14 protein-coding genes are annotated in these 18,656 nt (G+C 52.0%); 9 read left to right on the top strand and 5 right to left on the bottom strand.

Annotated features, from left to right (window positions below):
• The first annotated feature begins 179 nt into the window (after nucleotides 1-179).
• Nucleotides 180-4,424, top strand: coding sequence for a two-component regulator propeller domain-containing protein (locus ACAW87_RS22485; protein WP_370725903.1), 4,245 nt, complete (start codon nucleotides 180-182; stop codon nucleotides 4,422-4,424).
• Nucleotides 4,425-4,451: 27 nt separating this feature from the next.
• On the opposite strand, the gene ACAW87_RS22480 is transcribed toward ACAW87_RS22485, so the two are convergent.
• Complete coding sequence (locus tag ACAW87_RS22480) at nucleotides 4,452-4,787, bottom strand: thioredoxin family protein (protein ID WP_370725902.1); 336 nt, start codon at nucleotides 4,785-4,787, stop codon at nucleotides 4,452-4,454.
• Between the two features lie 297 nt (nucleotides 4,788-5,084).
• Here ACAW87_RS22480 and ACAW87_RS22475 point away from each other — a divergent pair, with 297 nt between their 5' ends.
• The 4 genes from ACAW87_RS22475 to ACAW87_RS22460 all read left to right on the top strand — a co-directional run bounded on the left by ACAW87_RS22475 (nucleotide 5,085) and on the right by ACAW87_RS22460 (nucleotide 8,810).
• Entirely contained in the window at nucleotides 5,085-6,701 is a 1,617-nt protein-coding gene (locus tag ACAW87_RS22475; protein WP_370725901.1) for a sensor histidine kinase, read from the top strand.
• Nucleotides 6,679-7,767, top strand: coding sequence for a response regulator (locus ACAW87_RS22470; RefSeq protein ID WP_370725900.1), 1,089 nt, complete (start codon nucleotides 6,679-6,681; stop codon nucleotides 7,765-7,767). Before ACAW87_RS22475 ends, ACAW87_RS22470 begins: the two co-directional genes overlap by 23 nt.
• A 304-nt stretch (nucleotides 7,768-8,071) precedes the next feature.
• On the top strand, nucleotides 8,072-8,503 hold the full coding sequence (locus tag ACAW87_RS22465) for a hypothetical protein (RefSeq protein ID WP_370725899.1): 432 nt from the start codon (nucleotides 8,072-8,074) through the stop codon (nucleotides 8,501-8,503).
• 130 nt (nucleotides 8,504-8,633) lie between these two features.
• Nucleotides 8,634-8,810: an LPXTG cell wall anchor domain-containing protein gene (locus tag ACAW87_RS22460; RefSeq protein ID WP_370725898.1), complete on the top strand. Its 177-nt coding sequence runs from the start codon at nucleotides 8,634-8,636 to the stop codon at nucleotides 8,808-8,810.
• Between the two features lie 6 nt (nucleotides 8,811-8,816).
• On the opposite strand, the gene ACAW87_RS22455 is transcribed toward ACAW87_RS22460, so the two are convergent.
• On the bottom strand, nucleotides 8,817-11,114 hold the full coding sequence (locus ACAW87_RS22455; protein ID WP_370725897.1) for a C1 family peptidase: 2,298 nt from the start codon (nucleotides 11,112-11,114) through the stop codon (nucleotides 8,817-8,819).
• 107 nt (nucleotides 11,115-11,221) lie between these two features.
• Between ACAW87_RS22455 and ACAW87_RS22450 the strand changes: the two genes are divergently transcribed.
• Nucleotides 11,222-13,210 (top strand): ATP-binding protein, encoded by a 1,989-nt coding sequence (locus tag ACAW87_RS22450; RefSeq protein WP_370725896.1) that lies wholly within the window; start codon nucleotides 11,222-11,224, stop codon nucleotides 13,208-13,210.
• Between the two features lie 17 nt (nucleotides 13,211-13,227).
• Here the strand turns inward: ACAW87_RS22450 and ACAW87_RS22445 are convergent, their stop codons facing one another.
• Nucleotides 13,228-15,651, bottom strand: coding sequence for a TonB-dependent receptor domain-containing protein (locus ACAW87_RS22445; protein WP_370725895.1), 2,424 nt, complete (start codon nucleotides 15,649-15,651; stop codon nucleotides 13,228-13,230).
• A 232-nt stretch (nucleotides 15,652-15,883) separates the two neighbouring features.
• On the opposite strand from ACAW87_RS22445, the gene ACAW87_RS22440 reads away from it, so the two are divergent.
• Complete coding sequence (locus ACAW87_RS22440; protein WP_370725894.1) at nucleotides 15,884-16,180, top strand: hypothetical protein; 297 nt, start codon at nucleotides 15,884-15,886, stop codon at nucleotides 16,178-16,180.
• Entirely contained in the window at nucleotides 16,155-16,592 is a 438-nt protein-coding gene (locus tag ACAW87_RS22435; protein ID WP_370725893.1) for a putative toxin-antitoxin system toxin component, PIN family, read from the top strand. The genes ACAW87_RS22440 and ACAW87_RS22435 overlap by 26 nt, the downstream gene beginning before the upstream one ends.
• 127 nt (nucleotides 16,593-16,719) lie before the next feature.
• On the opposite strand, the gene ACAW87_RS22430 is transcribed toward ACAW87_RS22435, so the two are convergent.
• Together ACAW87_RS22430 and ACAW87_RS22425 are read right to left on the bottom strand one after the other, a co-directional pair.
• On the bottom strand, nucleotides 16,720-17,094 hold the full coding sequence (locus ACAW87_RS22430; RefSeq protein ID WP_370725892.1) for a type II toxin-antitoxin system VapC family toxin: 375 nt from the start codon (nucleotides 17,092-17,094) through the stop codon (nucleotides 16,720-16,722).
• Entirely contained in the window at nucleotides 17,091-17,336 is a 246-nt protein-coding gene (locus ACAW87_RS22425; RefSeq protein WP_370725891.1) for a hypothetical protein, read from the bottom strand. The genes ACAW87_RS22430 and ACAW87_RS22425 overlap by 4 nt, the downstream gene beginning before the upstream one ends.
• A 211-nt stretch (nucleotides 17,337-17,547) precedes the next feature.
• Here ACAW87_RS22425 and ACAW87_RS22420 point away from each other — a divergent pair, with 211 nt between their 5' ends.
• Nucleotides 17,548-18,624, top strand: coding sequence for a sensor histidine kinase (locus ACAW87_RS22420; RefSeq protein WP_370725890.1), 1,077 nt, complete (start codon nucleotides 17,548-17,550; stop codon nucleotides 18,622-18,624).
• Nucleotides 18,625-18,656: the final 32 nt, after the last annotated feature.

The raw sequence follows: 18,656 nt of genomic DNA, 5'->3' as shown, positions 1-18,656 counted from the left end.
AAATAAATGCGAAGACGAAATAGGTCAGAACGACTAGCTTTTGAATCCGAACAAGACTATCGGTCAACAGTTAGTATGAATAATGCAAAAATAGGCCGATAAAAGTCCCCAAAAGGGTGTATTTTAGTCAAAAGGCGGGGGTAAATTAGTCCCTTCTTTTGCTGTAGGGTCCTCTCGTTATGAATCGTCTTTTCACGTACTGGCTTTGGCTTCTCGTGGTGGGTTTAACAACCATCGGCGACGGGCTGGCGCAGCGTGGTCCTGATCGTTTTCGCTTCGAGCACATCACCGTCAACGAGGGGCTGTCGCACAGCGATGCCATGTGCGTTGTTCAGGATCAGGACGGGTTCATCTGGGTGGGCACAAATAACGGCATTAATCGATACGATGGTCACGCCCTAAAGAAATATACGCTACCCGTCAATACCCGCAACGGCTTGTCGGGTAACCGCATACCAGCTCTACACGCCGACTCGCAGGGCCGGTTGTGGGTTGGTTCAGAAAGCAGTGGTCTTAGTCTGTTCGATGCCAATCATGATCGATTCATAAACGTCAGCCAACTCACGACCAAATCGGTACCGGAAGGGCTCAAAAATCAGTTGAATCTGGCTGCCGTAAACACCATCACGTCTGACAGCCAGGGCCGTGTCTGGGCAGGAACCAGTAAACTGGGTCTTTTCGTGCTTACACTAAACGCAACGAATCAGGTCGTTGACATACAGCAAATCTCCCTGGGGGGCCGGGCAGATTACCGCGTAACCAAGTTGGTAACAAGCCGCGACGGAACCGTCTGGATCGGCACGTCACAGATCGGACTGTGGTACGCTAAGTCGCCAAAAAATTCAACCCAACCCCCTGTTTTTCAACACGCCTCATTATCAGACCGAATTATCCGCACCCTTCATATCGACTACCGGGGCGACTTATGGATCGGCACAAACGAATATATATTCTGGGTCAGCGAGAAAAACCATCGGCTACGCCGCGAGTTGGAGGCCACTCGGCTGCCCCAGCAGATTCAGGCTATTGAGTGCATTTATCTCGATTCGTTCGGTAAACTATGGGTAGGCACCAACTTCGGATTGCACGTCTGGCCTAAACAGATAAGTACCGATGGCACGAATCGTCTGCCGGTTAGCACCGATCAGCCAGATACGTTCCTGCCGCTGGATGACGACCCGTACAGCATCAATTCGGGGCGAATTCACCAGATTTTTGAAGACCGCACTCAGATTCTCTGGCTGGCAGCATCAGCGGGAGGGCTCAATAAAGTAGACCTGCGCCACAAACCGTTCGATAACCTGCAACGGCAATTCGCGCAACGCCCTACCCTGCCCAACAACTATATCAACGCCATTTATAAAGACGAAACCCGAAACTGGCTCTGGATCGGTACCCGAAATGGCTTTTCGCGCTATGACCTGGCTACCCGAACCTACCGAAACTACGTCAGTCGGCAATTACCGGGCGACGCTACCGGCATCGACATAGCCTCGTTCTGCCAGGCATCCGACGGTACGTTATGGGTGGGCACCCGGTATCAGGGCATTATTCGATTACAGGGCGATAAACTCACTTCATTTACGGAATTACCCGGCCAACCGACGTTATTTTCGACCAGCATAGAAAGCATCGTCGAAGATCGGTTCGGTACCATCTGGGCGGCCAGTTTCGAGATAGGGCTCCTCCGGTTCGATCGGCAGGGTAAGCTTTTAAAACGTTTCTCAACCGGCAATAGCGGCCTGTTAACCAAGCAGTTTACTTTTCTGCTATACGACAAAGCCAGCGACATACTTTGGGCCAGTACCAAAGGCATGGGCGTACTAAAACTGCGCGTCACCCCCGATTCGCTGCTGGTATTAAAACAATACAGCTACAACCCCAACGACACCAACAGCCTGAGCGTCAACTATGCCTGGCCTCTACTGAAAGATCGGCGGGGTACGTTATGGATTGGTACCCTCGGCGGTGGGCTTCACCAACTGACAACCGACAAACAGGGGCGCGACGTAATCAGGCGGTTTGGGCACCTGGTTGCCGAGCCAAACGTAGAGAGTATTCTGGAAGATGAGCAAGGTCAGCTCTGGCTGGGCGGCGAAGGCCTCGTGCGCTTCAACCCGACAACCGGGCAATGGCTGCGCTATGACCTGGCCGACGGCCTGCAAAGCAACTCCTATAAAGTGGGTGCAGCCTACCGGGCAACCGACGGCACGCTTTACTTCGGCGGCATCAGAGGGCTAACTTATTTTAAGCCCAGCCAGATTAGGCCCAATCCGTATCCGCCCGTTGTGCGCCTCACAACCCTCCGCCTCTACAATAAGCCGGTACCGGTTGGCGAACCGGTGAATAATCGGATTGTACTGGAAAAGCCCCTCAATAAACTAGACCGACTGACGATCGAAGCCGACGAAAATGATTTTTCGGTGGAATTTGTGGGCCTTAATTTTGCCAACCCGAATAAGCATACCTACGCCTACCAACTGAAGGGCTACAACGACAAGTGGGTAGCACCAACGCCCGGTCAGCGTACGGCCAGTTTCGCCAACCTACCCGCCGGCGACTATACGCTGCTTGTCAAAGCCAGCAACGGCGAAGGGCTGTGGTCTACCCAACCCGCCACGCTTCGGATCACCGTTCTACCGCCCTGGTGGCGCAGCTGGTGGGCCTACCTGATTTATGCCGTGCTGATCGGGGCCGCCCTAGTGCTGTACCGCCGTGTGGAGCTGGCTCAGCAGGCCCTGAAAAATGATCTGGCTCTGGAGCAGTTTAGAGTTGAAAAAGAAAAAGAAGTGACCGACAGTAAACTGCGCTTTTTCACCAATGTGTCGCATGAGTTACGTACCCCGCTCACGCTCATTCTGGGGCCAACGGAAGAGTTGGTGTCGGCCGGTAACGTTCCCCTGCATAACGTCAGAGACAAGGTGGTGCTGGTTCATCAGCAAACGCGGAAATTGCTGATGCTGGTAAATCAGCTAATGGATTTTCGGAAAGTCGAATCGGGGCACGTATCGCTGCGGGCGAGCCGGATCAATGCCCTGGCGTTTGTGACGGAAATCTTCCTGATTTTCAAGCTGAAGGCCGAAGAACTACAGCTCGACTATGCCATAGAAGCACCCACTGGCCCGGTGATGCTGTATGCCGACCGCAGTAAACTGGAAATCATTCTGACCAATCTGCTCTCCAACGCAGTAAAGTACACGCAGCAGGGCCAGAAAATAAGGGTGCTGGTATCGGTAGTTGGCTCGCCGGATTGCGCCGCCACTTTTCAGGATAATAAGCTGACCAACCATTATTTTCAGGTCACGGTACGCGATTGGGGCGTAGGCATGAAAGCCGACGAAGTAGACCGAATTTTCGATCCGTATTACCAGGCGTCGCATACCGAAACCATGCGCATGATGGGCACCGGCATTGGGCTATCCCTGGTGAAGCAATTTGTGGAAGCCCATTCGGGTGAGGTACAGGTGCAAAGTGCCATTGGAGCAGGTACTACGTTTACCCTTCGTTTGCCATTCGGACAGGCTCACCTGTTACCGGGTTCTATCCTGAACGAGGCCCCACTGGCAGAGCTGGTGCCCGACACAACAAGTACCGCCACAGAATTAATCACGACCAACGCCGCTGATTTGTCAGGTACGTTGGTCAGCGCGGCCCGCATTCTGCTGGTAGAAGACAACGACGAACTGCGCACCTACCTGCAACAGCTTTTTGAACCAACCTGCACGGTGTTTACCGCCGCCGACGGGATAGAAGGCTGGGAGAAAACGCTCGAACTGTTGCCCGATCTGGTAGTGAGCGATGTGATGATGCCGCGTAGAAATGGGCTGGACCTGTGCCGAGCAATAAAGCAGCACCCGAAAACGATGCATATTCCGGTGGTGTTACTGACGGCGCGGGTGGCGGCTATGCACGAACTGGAAGGGCTGGAAACCGGCGCCGATGAATACATGGCCAAGCCATTTAACCCGAAGCTTTTGCACGCCAAAATAATGACCATGCTGCACAGTAGACACCGGCTGAAAGAGTATTACCAGCGCCAGATTCTGCTGGAGCCAACCGACGTGGTTATTCCCGATGAAGCCCGGCAACTGCTCGAAAAAGCCATGTCGATTGTTGAAGCTAATTTGACCGAGCCTGCCTTTACCGTACCCATACTGGTGCGCGAAATGGGCATGAGCCAATCGGCTTTCTATCGGCAAATAAAAGCCATTACGGGGCAGTCGGCGGTTGAGTTTATTCGGGATGTACGCATGAAACGCGCGGCGAAACTACTGGCGAACAGTAATCTGCGCATCGCAGAAATTGCCCATCAGGTTGGTTTCGAAGATTTGAAGCACTTCCGCAAAACCTTCCAGAACCTGTATGGGCTGTCTCCGTCAGATTATGCCCGGCAACATCGCGAGTCAACCGTCAGGGTGGAGTAACGTACCTGCGCATAGCCCAACAATTGGTTACTCTTTAGGCAGGGTGCTAAGCAAACCGGGTAATAACGCCAGCTCGTCGAACCGCCGAATACCTTCCTGCCGCCATCGCTCTATGCCTTGTTGCACCAGCACAAAAGCGGGTAATTGCGTTAAATGAAAACTCTTAACTACCTCTGGATGAATCGATTCATCTACTTTTAATATCCGCACAGAACCAGGCAAACGCTGCTGCAGGTCCAGGGCCATGGCACTCATAAAGGCACGCTCCCGAAGGGCATCCTGCGTAGTAGCCGACGGCAGAAAGCACAGCAACACGGCTGGGCTAACTGGCACAATAACCGGGGTGCTACTCATGGTATTCATGCTTAAAAAAGATTCTTTCGGTTTGTGCACAGGTGATTCATCAGTAAAATTGGCATCTTGCCTGAACAAGTAGCATGACGTTCGTTAGCCCAAAACCTGATTTTGATCTTTTGGGTACGCGGATGATAATGGGTACGCGGATTAAAGGGATTAAACAGATTGGCGCGGATTTTTAGATTTAAGCGGATCTTTACTGAGGCAGAGTCAATCCGTTTTAATCCAAAAATCCGCGTTGATCTTTTTAAATCCCTTTAATCCGCGTACCCCAAATCATCCGCATACCATTCCTATCAACTTATGTTTATCAAGAAAGACGACGAAACGCTGACCGAACTGCTTTTTGAGCAGAGCGACGATTTTATCGGGATCTACGAAGTGGCCACCGAACGATTCGTGCGCGTTAATCAGGCGGGTATTCGACTGCTTGGCTTCCCGTCGGAAAACACGTTTCTGAACGATCCCCTCTGGTCACGCTCGTTCAGAGCTACGAAACTGACCGATGAGCAACGCGTTGATCTGATTCGCCGGGTAGTTGAACACGGACAACATGATGAAGTAACCGAACTGAAGCGCCTGGATGGAGAATCATTCTGGGGTAAGCTGAGAATCAACGCCTTCAGAGAGCAAGGGCAACTATTCGTGGTGGTCCGGATGCTTGATCGGGAACGGCTGCACCGGGCCGAACTGGAGCTGAAAGAGAGTGTACAGCGCTACGAAGCCGTGTTCACCAACGCCACCATCGGCATCATTGTCTCCAATCACAAAGGAGAAATTATCTCACTGAACCAACTGGCACGGCAACTCTTCGGCTATCCCGACGATACCCTCATCGGCAAATCAATCGATTTATTGGTGCCGATGAACGTGGAAAAGGGACACGCCCGGCTGCGCGAATCGTTTGTCGAAAATCCGCAGGTACGTTCTATGGGGCATAACCGCGATCTGAAAGCGCGTCGGCAGGATGGGTCGGTGTTTCCGGTCGAAGTCAGTCTGAGCTATTTCCGGCTTCATGGCGAACTGTATGTGGTGGCCTACATCATCGATATCACCTTCAAGAAAGAAGCCGAGCAGCAACTGCTATCACATCGCGATCACATCGAACGCCTTAATGCCGACCTGGAACAGAAAGTAGCCGACCGTACGCATGCCCTCATGAATACGCTCGACCAACTGGAGCAATCGAAAGACGAGCTGGCACGGGCTTTAGCGGCCGAACGCGAACTGGGCGAACTGAAGTCCCGTTTCGTATCCATGGCCTCGCACGAGTTCAGAACCCCACTGACCGCCGTGCTAACCTCTGCCACGCTCATCGAAAAATACCCCAACAGCGATCAGCAGGATAAACGGCAGAAACACCTGTCGCGCATTCGGTCGTCGGTCAATCACCTCAACGACATTCTGGAAGAGTTTTTGTCGGTTGGTCGGCTCGAGGAAGGAAAAATTGACCCCCACCCTACCGATGTTGATCTGGCAAAGCTGATCGACGAAACCATCGGCGATTTACAGGGGCTACTGAAACCAGAGCAAACGATACAAACCGTTCTGACCTGCCCCGACCACATCTGGCTCGACCCTTCGCTATTGCGTAAAATTTTGGTCAATCTGCTTTCTAATGCGGTGAAGTACTCCGGGCCGGGGTCAGTGGTGACGGTGCGGGGTCTGTGCGCAAACGAACAATTACAACTTGCCGTGGAAGATCAGGGCATGGGCATTGCACCCGACGATCAGGAACACTTGTTCGAGCGGTTTTTTCGGGCTAAAAATGTAGCTAATATTGCCGGCACCGGCCTGGGCCTGCACATTGTGGGTAGGTACGTCGACCTTATGGGTGGACACGTATCGCTACAAAGTGAGTTGAACAAAGGAACAATTGTTACCTTAACGCTTCCCTATGAAAACAATTCTGCTGATTGAGGATAACGACGCTATCCGCGAAAACACGGCTGAGATTCTGGAACTGACCGGCTACACCGTTCACACCGCCGAAAACGGAAAAATTGGCGTTGAAAAAGCGCTGGCCGAGAAACCCGATCTAGTGATCTGTGACATCATGATGCCAGTGCTCGATGGATATGGCGTACTCCATATTTTCAACAAAAACCCACAATTAGCCGGTGTTCCTTTCATCTTCCTGACAGCCAAAACCGAGCGCAACGACTTCCGCAAAGGCATGGAACTCGGGGCCGACGACTACCTGACCAAGCCCTTCGACGAGTCGGAACTGCTCAGCGCTATTGAAGGTCGCCTAAACCGGTTTCAGCACCTGGCAGCCACGGCGCTTCAAGCCCAAACCGATCAGGGCGTGGTTCCGGTGGCCGCCGATCAGTTAAACCAATTCCTGAACGATGCCCGACAGAAGCCTGATTTACAAAGCCTTTCTATTGATCGAAAAGTGCATGCCGTTCGGAAGAAGCAGTATCTCTACACTGAAGGCGACGAGCCAACCCGGCTTTATTTTGTGCAGTCGGGTAAGGTTAAAACTGTTCGCACCAACAATGACGGCAAGGAACTGATCACCGGTCTGTATGGTCCCGGCGAATTTTTCGGCTACCTGGCCCTGCTCGAAAACGGCGAATACACCGACTCGGCCATTACGCTCGAAGATTCGGAGTTGGTTTATATTCCGAAAGATGATTTCACGCAGTTGCTGATTGTAAACCCCGAGGTGAGTCACCATTTCATTCAGCTGCTGGCGGGCCGGGTCAGCGAGCGGGAAACGCAGTTGCTGGGCATGGCCTACAACTCCCTGCGCCGTCGCGTGGCCGATACCCTCCTCCGCCTCCACGATCAACACCCCGACGGCCTCATCAAACTCTCGCGCGATGATCTGGCCTCGGTAGTTGGCACCGCCACCGAATCGCTGATCAGAACCCTCAGCGAGTTTAAGCAAGACGGCCTCATTGAGCAAGTAGGCAATGCCACCACCGGCACGGGTATCCGCGTGGTACAGCCCGACAAACTCCGCCGCGCCAACTGGTAAGGGGATATTGGATGTTGGATATCGGATTCTGGCTGTTGGTCTAATTCATCACTGTCTAACGTCCAGTATCCGACGTCTACTATCCAGCATGCACTTGCCAAAAAACCTAAATTCCTTCATCGTATTGAACGTATTTAGCTAAATTCCTTCAACACAATGAAGGAATTTAGGTTTTTGCCTATGATTGTACGCAGTATTACTGATTTAGCCCTGACTAATGTCAGCTATGAGCTTGAGGAGGCTCAGCCTTGCGGCCAGAGTGACCGGCTAGTTTTATGACCAGAAACGACACCCTGTCTGGTTTATGCAAACTGCTCTTTACGTTACCGACTGCTCTATTGATTCAGCGTTGGCCCTCCGAAATCGGTTAGCCACATTCACCCACAATTCCGTTTGTATCACGGTGGTTCATCCGTACGATATTGAACCGGGTCAGCCACTGAACAAGGTCATTCTTAAAGAAGCCCGCCAAGCCGCTATTACGCGCCTCAACAACTGGAAAGCCATACTGGGTGAGGTTAAACCAGGCGGGCTGAAAACCGAAATTCTGTTCGCCAGCCCCGAATTAGCCCTGCGTATTCACCTGCTTATCCGGCGATACGACGCTATTTTCTCAGACGGGCAATGGCTGGTCACACCGCATGATTTAGCCGACTTACTGGCCCAAACCGGTACCCAACTCCATTACCTGACCGACAACGTACCTGAACTGGTCGGCACTGCGTGTCTTGTCTAACCGAATAGCCAGATACATTATCAGTTCTGTCGACGGGTTACGCTTAAACTAGTAGTTACTCATAAGCAACACATATTTACTATTGCCGTTGTAACTTTGGTTTAGATAACTACCTAACTACTTTTCACTTATGCGCAAGACATGTACGACTGCCTGCCTTTCTCTCATCGCTTCGCTGGCGCTGGCCCAACCTAAAAATGATACCGGACCAGGGTCGGGGTCTGACAACACTACTATCTACATCGTCATAGGTATTGCAGTCGTTGTGGCGGTTGTTTACTTCCTCAGCGCCCGTAAGAAAAAGTAGTCATAACTAGCGAACGTGGTTCATTCTTACGAGTAGGGGTACAACTTTGCCTCTAGATTGAGATTGACTATTCTTTGACAAAAAGAAGCCCATTTTCTTCGGTTTATACAGAATCTGCCGGTTCGGTATCAGTCTGCGGCCGAATGTTTTCTGTACCCGATCAGAGAATGGGCCTTTTTCGTCATTCATATCATCGACCAGTTCATCGATAGAGCCTATTTCGCTGTCAGAAAATAAAAACAGCCAGTATTCTGTACCCACTTTTCCGCCAAGTGTTAGCGACATGTGCTCACCCGGGTAATACATTCGCTTGTTGGGGACAACAACCGTTCGCTCGCCCCGTTTGGGAAATTCTAGTATGACTGTGCTGTCAGACGAACTGCCTGTGATTAAATAGAGGTACGTTTTTTTCCTGGCCTCAACGTCAAACTTAAACTTTGTGCCTGTCCGCATCGGTTTGTCGAGTGCGTACGTCACCAAACCAGTATCACTTGGCATTAGGGTAAAGGCTGGTCGGCTACGCGAAGCGCCTACTAAGATAGAGAGATCGTTATCGAGCCGGATAGCCGAGCCCGATTCATCCAGGTAAGCCTGGTAGCCATATTTAGCGAATTTGCCAAATTCGTCATAAGACATCCAGAAGTAGCCATCATTGCCCCAGGAACTTCCCCAGCTGTTAATCAGCTTAAATGCTCCTTTACCGAGCATGGTATCGTCGTAGCCAACAACGCACATGGCATGGCCAAACGCAAGGGCGTTGGCCCGGTAAGGGTCATACGCCAGATTCAATCTTGAGCGGTCCTTATCGGCTACTGAGTTTGTAAAGAACGCTTTTAACTCCCACACAGAGGCTTCGAGGCGACTTCCCATAGTTTTTACAAAGGCCAAATTCTGTAACGAATTGGTCGTTTGTATACCTACTACCACCGGCGACATATCGGCGAGTGTCTGCTTCACTGCCAGTACTTTACTGGCTTTAGGGTCGGTGATACTGAACAGTTTTACGTAATCCTTTATTCGATTCGTATACTCTATCGATGCTTTGGGGTTGTTGTCGCAAAAATCCGGATCAGGGAAGTCTGAGAAACGCGGTAAACCTATTTCTTTAAGGAACTGAAAGGCCTGGGCAGCATCAATTCCAAAGGTGCAATTTCTGTCATTCTCTTTCTTGAGAGAACTGTAGAGGTAGAAAGGCGAGAGGCTCCTTTTCAGGATGTCGTCTTTTTTGGTGAGGTTCCATTTGACAGCTTCCATGATCGAACGCATGTAGTAACCTACCGATATGGCCACACAATTGCCTTTGTCGCCCTGGTTTATCACCGGTGGAGCATAGGGTGACAGGTCTATTCTGGGCGGCAACTTTTTCATCAATTTGCTTATCTTTTTTTGAGTCAACTGCTCATAAGCTCTGTCATCGACAACGAGTCCCTGCCAGCGGACATTGATTGGTGCCACACCGGCTGATGCGGGTTTAGGGGTAACGGGAGTACCATCCCAGTTTTTCAACTCCAGAACCGGAACCTGCGTATAGTCACTTCCTGCCACTGCCTCTCCCATTGAGGCTTCCGTTAAGAACCGAAGGTCTTCGAACGATATATCGGGTAAACGAGCGGGGTCAGTGCTATTCAGCAGATAAGAGAAGCCGTTGCTTAATCCATAGGTAAACAAAGTGCCCACCCGGGTTATATTATTGTAGCTCGGGAGCAAGGGGGCAGAACTACCCAACCGAACAATCCCTTTGTTATGAAGGAACAACTTCTTCATAATAGAAGCAGTTAAATCAACGGACGAGTAGGTGAGGGCGGCGGCCCCGTTATTGTCTATCTTCACCGTTGCACAGTCGGCAATGAGTAGACCGAGGTGTATTTTTTTAGCTTTCAGCCAGTTCTCAACCTCGTTTACAGGCAGCCCCCTGGTAGGAACGTCGTTTAATCGCCAGTTGGCAAACTTTTCGGCGGGCTGGGCCGGTGGAATTCCGTAGCCTGAATAATACAGAATAACAATATCGTTGGGCGTCGTTTTCAGGGCCGAAATAGTATCCTTCAGCGCTTTGCTCGTGAAGTACTTCGGGTCCATCCATCGGATCTTCATCGGGTAACCCAGCCCCCGCTGTACAGTTTCAACGAATTGCCGCATCAGCGTATCGTTTTCCATGTTAACTCGTCCAAATTCAACGCCTCGTGGTTCGAGCGCGAAAATGACGTGTAACCGGGGTGATGGTTGTTTGGGCCTAGGCGCCGGCTTCGTTTGGGCCAGCGAGAAGGTGTGGCTTAGCAGCAACACAACTACAGTAAAAACGCTCATGACGTTTTGATGATAAGTACAACTGGCTAAGTATACCGTGTTTAATGAACAACACAAAATGAATTGACTGACCGTATATTTGCGTAGCCCCTGCCCCACGCCACCGAATGAAATGGCTGCTTACTGTCTCCCTTCTCGGCCTATGCCTTTGCCAGACGCTGGCTCAGCGAAGCCTGTCTGATAGCCTGCAGCGCCGTCTGGAACAACCACTTCCCGATACCACACGCGTTCAGGTGCTCGACCAGTTGAGCCGGTCGCTGATGTACTCAAAACCGCTGGTGGCCATGCAGTATGCGCAGCAGGGAATCAAACTGGCCCGACAAAGCGGCGACTCACGCGGTGAAGCGCGTATTCAGAATCGGATCGGCACTATTTTTCGGCTAACCGGCAACTACGACCGATCGCTCGAAGCACATCTTAACTCGGTGAGTGTGGCAGAAGCCAACCACGACACAGACGCGCTTGCCCGTACCTACAACAACATGGGCAATCTGTATTCAGAACAGAAAAATTCGCCCAAAGCCATTGAATTTTATCAGAAGACAACTCAGTTGGCCGGTCAGTTGGGCAACCGCAACCTGCAACGCATTGCCCTGTCCAATATCGGCTCTGAGTACGCCCTGCTCAATCAGCTAGACTCAGCCCTGACATTCACGCGCACGGCCTATCAGTATGCACGTCAGTCGAAGGCAACCGACATTCAGATTGAGCTGATGATTCTGGCCAATGTGTATAAACGAATGAAACGGTATGAGCTGGCGCTGATGTACTATCGAAAGAGTATTCCTGCGTCGATTGCCGTTAAAAATGACCGTACGCTGAGTCAGACGTACCTGGAAATGGCCGAGGTGTTTCGGGCCACCCAACAAACCGACTCGGTCACTGTATACGCCCGAAGAGCCCTGCAACTAGCCCAATCGTCGGGTATGCTGACGACCATTCAGCAGGCCAGCGTCATGCTGGCAGACGTGTATGAAGCCTCAGCGCCCCACCAGTCACTGGTTTATCTGAAACTGGCTTCGGTAGCCAAAGACAGTCTGGTCGATGAAGAAAAAGTCAAGAATTTCCAGAATATCGAGTTCAGCGAAAAATTGCGACTAGACGATGCGCAGCGGCTTGAAGAAGCGTTCCGCACCCGAATCACCATGTACCTGCTGACGGGGGGCATTGCGACCCTCCTGCTCATTGCGCTTATTCTGTATCGGAACAATAGCCAAAAACAGAAAGCGAATGGACTACTTCAGAAGCAGCGCGATGAAATCAGTTTGCAACGGCAAAAAGCGGAGCGTGCGCTGGACGAACTTAAAGCGACCCAGGTTCAACTCATTCAACGGGAAAAACTCGCCAGCCTGGGCGAGCTGACGGCGGGCATCGCCCACGAAATTCAGAATCCCCTGAACTTCGTCAACAACTTCTCAGAAGTCAGCACCGAACTAGTAGAGGAGATTCAGGAAGAAAGACAGAAAACGCCGGATCAGCGCGATGAGCTGCTGGAAACGGAACTGCTGGCCGACCTGCACAATAACCTGCAAAAGATAGCCCAACACGGGCAACGAGCGGGCAACATTGTCAGGGGCATGCTCGAACACTCCCGCGCCCGCACCGGCGAACGAGCCCCCACCAACCTCAACGCCCTAACCGACGAGTACCTGCGGCTAGCCTATCATGGCGCGCGGGCAAAAGACAAGTCGTTCAATTGCCAGCTTACCACTGATCTCGATGCCAGCCTGGGCGAAGTCACCCTGGTACCCCAGGATATGGGGCGGGTACTGTTGAACCTCTTCACCAACGCCTTTTACGCCGTACAGCAGCGTGGCAAGCAAGCGCAGGCAGACTACCAGCCCACGGTTTGGGTCACTACTCGGCGGAGCGGCAATCGGGTAACGATACAGGTACGTGACAACGGTACGGGCATTCCAGCCGGGGTTATAGACAAGATTTTTCAGCCCTTTTTCACCTCAAAACCCACCGGTGAAGGCACTGGGTTGGGGCTAAGCCTGAGCTACGACATTGTGACAAAGGGCCACGGCGGAACGCTGGAAGCAGACACCAAAGTGGGCGAGGGTACAACGTTTACAATTGCGTTAAATGTCTGAGCCAGCAGGTGCCTAAACTAACGTACCCGACCCGCTTCATCTTCAGCCCCCGTTTTCCGGTTGCGAGCCGCCTTTACGGTGCGGTTGCCCAGATTCCAGGTCAGATTTAACCGTACCTGCTGACTTTCCCAGCCCCCGCTGGCATCCATGTATAGCCCACCAAACTGACTGATGCCCCGCCACTGCATGGAGTGGAAGACGTCGCTCACGGTGAGTTTCAGCGTGGCCCGGTCAGCGAATACCTTGTGTTGCAGGCCCGCATCGATGCCCCAGAAGCGGCGGTTGATGAAAGTGCCGCCCCAGATAGACGGCGACGTATAAAACCCCGACAGTTCGGCGGTGAACTTACCCGGCAGCGTAAACGTCTGCTGCGCGTACACGCTCAACACGTTGGCGACCAGATCGATTGTCCGGCCCGGTCCCAGATTGGCGCTTGTTGTTGACCGGTACCCACTCACATTGGCGTACACGTTCCACCATTTTGTGACCTGAAACGGGTAGCTGACCGATAGCGTCAGGGCCGTGCGTTCGCCCAGATTGCGGGTGGTAATGTAGTTGCGGTTCACCTCGGTGGTGTCGGTAATGTCGGTGAAGTAATCGACGGTGCGGCTGTAGCCCAGCGATACGTTCAGCGTGTATTTGTAGGTATGCGCCAGTTGAATATTATCGGTGTATTGCGGCTTCAGAAAGGCGTTGCCTTTCTGGTAGGTCAGCTCATCCTGTTTCGACTCGAATGGATTCAAATTGGCGTAGGTTGGCCGGTCGATGCGGCGGCTGTAAGTCAGGGCCAGCGAGTTGTTGGCGTTCATAGCGTAGGTCAGACCTGCGCTTGGGAACGCGTTGAGGTATTGGCGGCTCACCTGCGCATCGGTCTGCGTTACGGCACTTTGCAACGTACCCAGCGAGCGCGTTTCTTCGAGCCGCACCCCCGCCTGATACTGCCATTTCCCCTGTTTCCGATCAAAACTAACGTACCCGGCGCTGATCCGTTCGGTGTAGACAAACTGGTTGGTCCGCCCTAAATCGGGCTGGTCGACGCCGTCGTTCACGTTGAAGAATCGAAAGTCGTTGTCGGTCTGTACCTCTGAAAATTTGACGCCCGCGCTCAGTTTTCCGCCCGCCAAGCGCTGCTCATAATCCGCCTTGAACGTACCCAGCCGGATGTTTGTACCCGTCAGCATCCGGTAATTACGCTCGCTCAGTAACATTCCCGTGGCCGCATCGGTGTAGCGGTTGGGCTGGTACTGGTTACCGTTTGTCTGATAGCGACCGTAGTCGGCGTCGATGTTCAGCACGTGGCCGGTGGTATCGGCAAAGCGGTAATTCAGGTTGGTATTCAGGTTTTGTCGGCCCCAAGTGCTACTGTTATCGGCCGTCAGCAACTGCACGGCAGGTTTCCCGACGGGACCAATGGGCGTGCGGCCCAACGTGGCTGATTGCCGATCGGTCAGGTTCCCATCCAGCAGGATACCCACGGTGCTGAATTTGGTCAGGAACAGATCTGCTCCGGTGTGCAGGTTGTGCGACAGCGTCCGGGCGCGGCTTTCTGAACGCTGGTCATACACCGTGCCGAGTTGCTCGCGATACAGGTTGATAAAGGACCAGTCGCGGGCTAGTCGGTGGCTGTATGTACCAAACAAGTTCAGTTTTCCCTGCCGGTGGTTAAGGGTCAGTGAACCGGTGCCTTTCGGATAATACCGCCCCATTGCCAGGCCCAGCGTCAGGCTGGCGTTGGTACCGAACCGGCTATCTTTTTTCAGGCGAATATTCAGGATACCCGCACCGCCCGCCGCGTCATACCGCGCCGAAGGTTGGGTAATGACTTCGATGGCTTCGATATCGGTGGCGGGTAACGAGCGTAGATAAGCGGCCAGTTCAGTGGCTCCCAGCGGTGAGGGTTTTCCGTTGATAAACACCCGAACGCCGGCACTGCCCTGCAACAGAATATTATCGGACCGGTCGACCACCACACCCGGCGATTTCTGAAGCAGTTCAAACGCCGTGCTCCCCACTGCATTCAGGCTGCTGCCGACGTTGAACACCATCTTATCGGGAAACACTTCGACCAGTGGTTTACGGGCCGTGACTTTTACCTCCGCCAGTTTATTCACCGATTCGAGCAGCACAACCGGCTCGATCACCATTGACTGATTACCAGCCAGATCGAAGGCAGCAACCGTCTGCGAATCAAAGCCAACGGCAGATACCCCAACACGATACGTACCTGCGGGAAGTGTAGTTATGGAGAAGCCGCCGGTTTGATCGGTAGCAGTTGCCTTCACCAGCGATGAGTCACGAGCGTTCAGTAGCGCAACGGTAGCAAACAGAACGGGTTGACCGTTGGCATCCCGAACGCGACCCTGAACAGCGGCGGTTGATTGGCCGGGTGAGGTAGTAAAAAAGGAGAGAACAAGCAGAACAGACAGTAGCGCAGTTTTCATAGAAGCATTCGGTTTAACGATGGGTCAAACCTACCGTCCTGCCACCACCACTCCCACGCTTATCCGACGAACCGCCTAACCAGCCGACGAACGTACCTGACCCATCCATTCACCGACAATTTCGACGCTTCGTCGGAAAAGCAGAGCCTGTATCGACACGTGCCCAAGACTTCAGGTAAGCTGGTTGATTACATTGCTCTTATGCGCTGTATCTTTGAGTAAAGTAAGGCTTATGAACGCTATTCGTCAGATTGTTACGCCTGATTCGTCGGGCAATGTATCCATACAGGTTCCGGTCGAGTTGAGACAGAGGCCGGTCGAAGTAATCGTGCTGCCGGTAGAAACCAGCGACGATGCCATGGAGTCTGTGCTCACCGGGTCAAACGCCGTGAGTAATGCCTGGAAGGTGATCCGCAAGGCTCAACTAGATAGCGCGTTGCAGCAAAGCATCGCAACGCTACAGCAGGAAGCTGCTCAGAATGGAATGACCCCAGACGTACTGAATGAACTACTTAGGACCGATGACTGACAAATCGTTGTTCGTTTTCGATACCAATACGTTAGTTAGCGCCCTTCTATTCACGAACTCAAAACCAGCTTCTGCGTTGCAGAAAGCACTATCTAGCGGGTTTCTGGTAGGCTCAGAGGCAACTTACGCAGAATTGAGCGACGTGCTTATGCGGGCCAAATTCGACAAGTACGTAAGTCGTGAGAGCCGTCAGCAATTCCTGTCGACTTATCGTAACGCCGTTCTATGGATCGATGTCGTTCGGACAATTACTGTCTGTCGGGACCCTAAAGATGATAAATTCCTTGAGGCAGCAAGTAATGCCAATGCCGCCTATCTGATCAAGGGCGACGATGATCTACTTGTTCTTCATCCTTTCGAAGGTGTGCAAATCGTAACTCCCGCAGACTTTCTGCTCGGTCAATTGATCTGATTAGAATCCGTACAAAAAAACGAACGCACCTGACCCATCCATTCACCGAAAAAATCGACGCTTCGTCAGAAATATCGGCGTTACTGTTGAACTGGAGACAACCTGTGTTTATCCGTTTATTCCCTGATTAACTTTTCATTTCCAACGGGTTAACAACCGTAAGGCTAGGAATATGCATGAAGTCTTTCACATTATTAGTGAACAGCACAAAACCATATTGTAACGCCGTAGCAGCGATTATACAATCCCCCACAGACATTTTCTTAAGTTGCCGCAACTCAGTTGCTTTATCAACGATAGCCTCTGTAATGAGCAATACATTTGCTGTATCAAACAAGGCCTCGAAGTATAATTTATCCACCAAAGGCAGTTTATGATAGCCTAATGTTTCTACTTTGGAGATAGCCGAAATAAAAACGTCATTCGCCAGCAGAAGAGGCCGCAGGGAGCTATACGAGTTTAGCCAAGAATAAATGACCAGATTAGAGTCGAAGAGCTTCATTCGTCACCTCGTAAAGGCATTGGACGTTCTTCTTTATTCGCCGCAATCATAGCCTCCACATCCAATGTTTGGCTCCCTCCCTGCATAACCCGTGTCAGGGCTATTTCCCGATCATCCGGTGATAATGACGACTTGACGGTTGATACCATAGCAGGCATTAACGTGATCAGGTTTAAATCAGCTAAATCTTCCAGTAATTGCTTGGCTTTAGGATTTACTAATCCAACCGTATAGGCTTCCATAAGTGGGCGTTTTCAACAGTACGCAAAATAAACAAATCTCGTTCATGACCGTAAGTATAAGCTAATCAGCAGCCTATCTGCTATTCATATCCACTGAACGAACGTACCCAGCCCACCCATTCACCGACAATTTCGACGCTTCGTCGGAAAGGTCGATTTCTGACCAGAACTTATAGCCACATTTGGGTGATATAAACCCGCTGCCCGCTTTATGCCTGCTTTCTGGAATCGAACGTTGTTTTGGGGTATCACCTACCGTCAGGCGGGCGCAGTTCTGCTCTTTTACGGAATAGCCATCTTTTTCTACGACATCGCTCTGACTATCAGCCAACGGGTGTGGTCGAAGCAATCGCCGCTGGCTGACTTCGTTCAGGAATTTCCCCGCATTGCACTCGACTATGGGATGAAGCTACTATTTACCATCCCCATCTGGTATTTGCTGTTCCGTCGCTTACGTACCTGGTCGCTCTACCATCGGTTGCTGCTGCATTTGCTGCTGTTCCCCGCTTTTCTGCTGATCTGGCAGCTAGTTTACTATGTTGTATCCGATGCAGTAGGTATCGGTCGCCTGCAGGGTAACGGCCAAATCTGGGACACCTACATTGGCGGGTTGTTCTACGCCGTTCAGTTTGGCCTTTTCCACGCCTACGCCTATTACCGCGATTTGCAGGATCAGCATAAACGCGAAGCAGACCTTCGGGAACTGGTTCTCAACAGCGAACTGGCCGCCCTGAAAGCGCAGATCAATCCACATTTTTTGTACAATACGTTCAACACCATCAGCGCGTCGGTGCCGCCCGAGCAGGAACACACCCGCGAAATGCTGGCGCAACTGGCCGATCTGTTTCGCTATCAGCTCCGCGCCTCACGCACCGATCACGTGACGGTGGCCGACGAACTCGATTTTATTCAGAAATACCTTGACCTCGAAAAAGCCCGGTTCGGTGATCGGCTGCGGGTGCAGTACGATATTGGCCCCGATGTGCTCGATGCCGTTATTCCGCCCATGCTATTACAGCCACTGGTCGAAAACGCGGTGAAACACGGCATTGCACCGCTCATCGAAGGGGGCGACATCACGGTGCAGATTCGGCGCGAAGCCGGACTGATCGCTTTCCAGATTACCGATACCGGAAAAGGAATCAATGGCCACCGCCATCGGCTGTTCGAGGGCGTAGGGTTGAACAATACCCGGTTACGCATCGAAAAATCAGTGGGTCGTCAGTTGCGCATTACCGACAATCAGCCGCAGGGTACGGTCGTTGCCTTTGAATTGCCGTTAAGTTGAGTAACTCAGTAAGACCGAAGCTCCAGCTTCGG

Origin of the sequence: Fibrella aquatica, assembly GCF_041321135.1 — a bacterium.
In the GTDB taxonomy this organism is placed as follows: domain Bacteria; phylum Bacteroidota; class Bacteroidia; order Cytophagales; family Spirosomataceae; genus Fibrella; species Fibrella aquatica.
The sequence above is the reverse complement of the archived record's forward strand: the minus strand, read 5'-3'. Positions and strand labels throughout refer to the sequence as shown.

What these genes read in the sequence shown, in the direction of transcription:
- ACAW87_RS22465 (WP_370725899.1), top strand. Translation starts at nt 8,072, where the DNA reads ATGCAAACTGCTCTTTACGTTACCGACTGCTCTATTGATTCAGCGTTG.
- ACAW87_RS22435 (WP_370725893.1), top strand. Translation starts at nt 16,155, where the DNA reads ATGAACTACTTAGGACCGATGACTGACAAATCGTTGTTCGTTTTCGAT.
- ACAW87_RS22425 (WP_370725891.1), bottom strand. Translation starts at nt 17,336, where the DNA reads ATGGAAGCCTATACGGTTGGATTAGTAAATCCTAAAGCCAAGCAATTA.
- ACAW87_RS22430 (WP_370725892.1), bottom strand. Translation starts at nt 17,094, where the DNA reads ATGAAGCTCTTCGACTCTAATCTGGTCATTTATTCTTGGCTAAACTCG.
- ACAW87_RS22480 (WP_370725902.1), bottom strand. Translation starts at nt 4,787, where the DNA reads ATGAATACCATGAGTAGCACCCCGGTTATTGTGCCAGTTAGCCCAGCC.
- ACAW87_RS22475 (WP_370725901.1), top strand. Translation starts at nt 5,085, where the DNA reads ATGTTTATCAAGAAAGACGACGAAACGCTGACCGAACTGCTTTTTGAG.
- ACAW87_RS22460 (WP_370725898.1), top strand. Translation starts at nt 8,634, where the DNA reads ATGCGCAAGACATGTACGACTGCCTGCCTTTCTCTCATCGCTTCGCTG.
- ACAW87_RS22455 (WP_370725897.1), bottom strand. Translation starts at nt 11,114, where the DNA reads ATGAGCGTTTTTACTGTAGTTGTGTTGCTGCTAAGCCACACCTTCTCG.
- ACAW87_RS22450 (WP_370725896.1), top strand. Translation starts at nt 11,222, where the DNA reads ATGAAATGGCTGCTTACTGTCTCCCTTCTCGGCCTATGCCTTTGCCAG.
- ACAW87_RS22445 (WP_370725895.1), bottom strand. Translation starts at nt 15,651, where the DNA reads ATGAAAACTGCGCTACTGTCTGTTCTGCTTGTTCTCTCCTTTTTTACT.
- ACAW87_RS22470 (WP_370725900.1), top strand. Translation starts at nt 6,679, where the DNA reads ATGAAAACAATTCTGCTGATTGAGGATAACGACGCTATCCGCGAAAAC.
- ACAW87_RS22420 (WP_370725890.1), top strand. Translation starts at nt 17,548, where the DNA reads ATGCCTGCTTTCTGGAATCGAACGTTGTTTTGGGGTATCACCTACCGT.
- ACAW87_RS22440 (WP_370725894.1), top strand. Translation starts at nt 15,884, where the DNA reads ATGAACGCTATTCGTCAGATTGTTACGCCTGATTCGTCGGGCAATGTA.
- ACAW87_RS22485 (WP_370725903.1), top strand. Translation starts at nt 180, where the DNA reads ATGAATCGTCTTTTCACGTACTGGCTTTGGCTTCTCGTGGTGGGTTTA.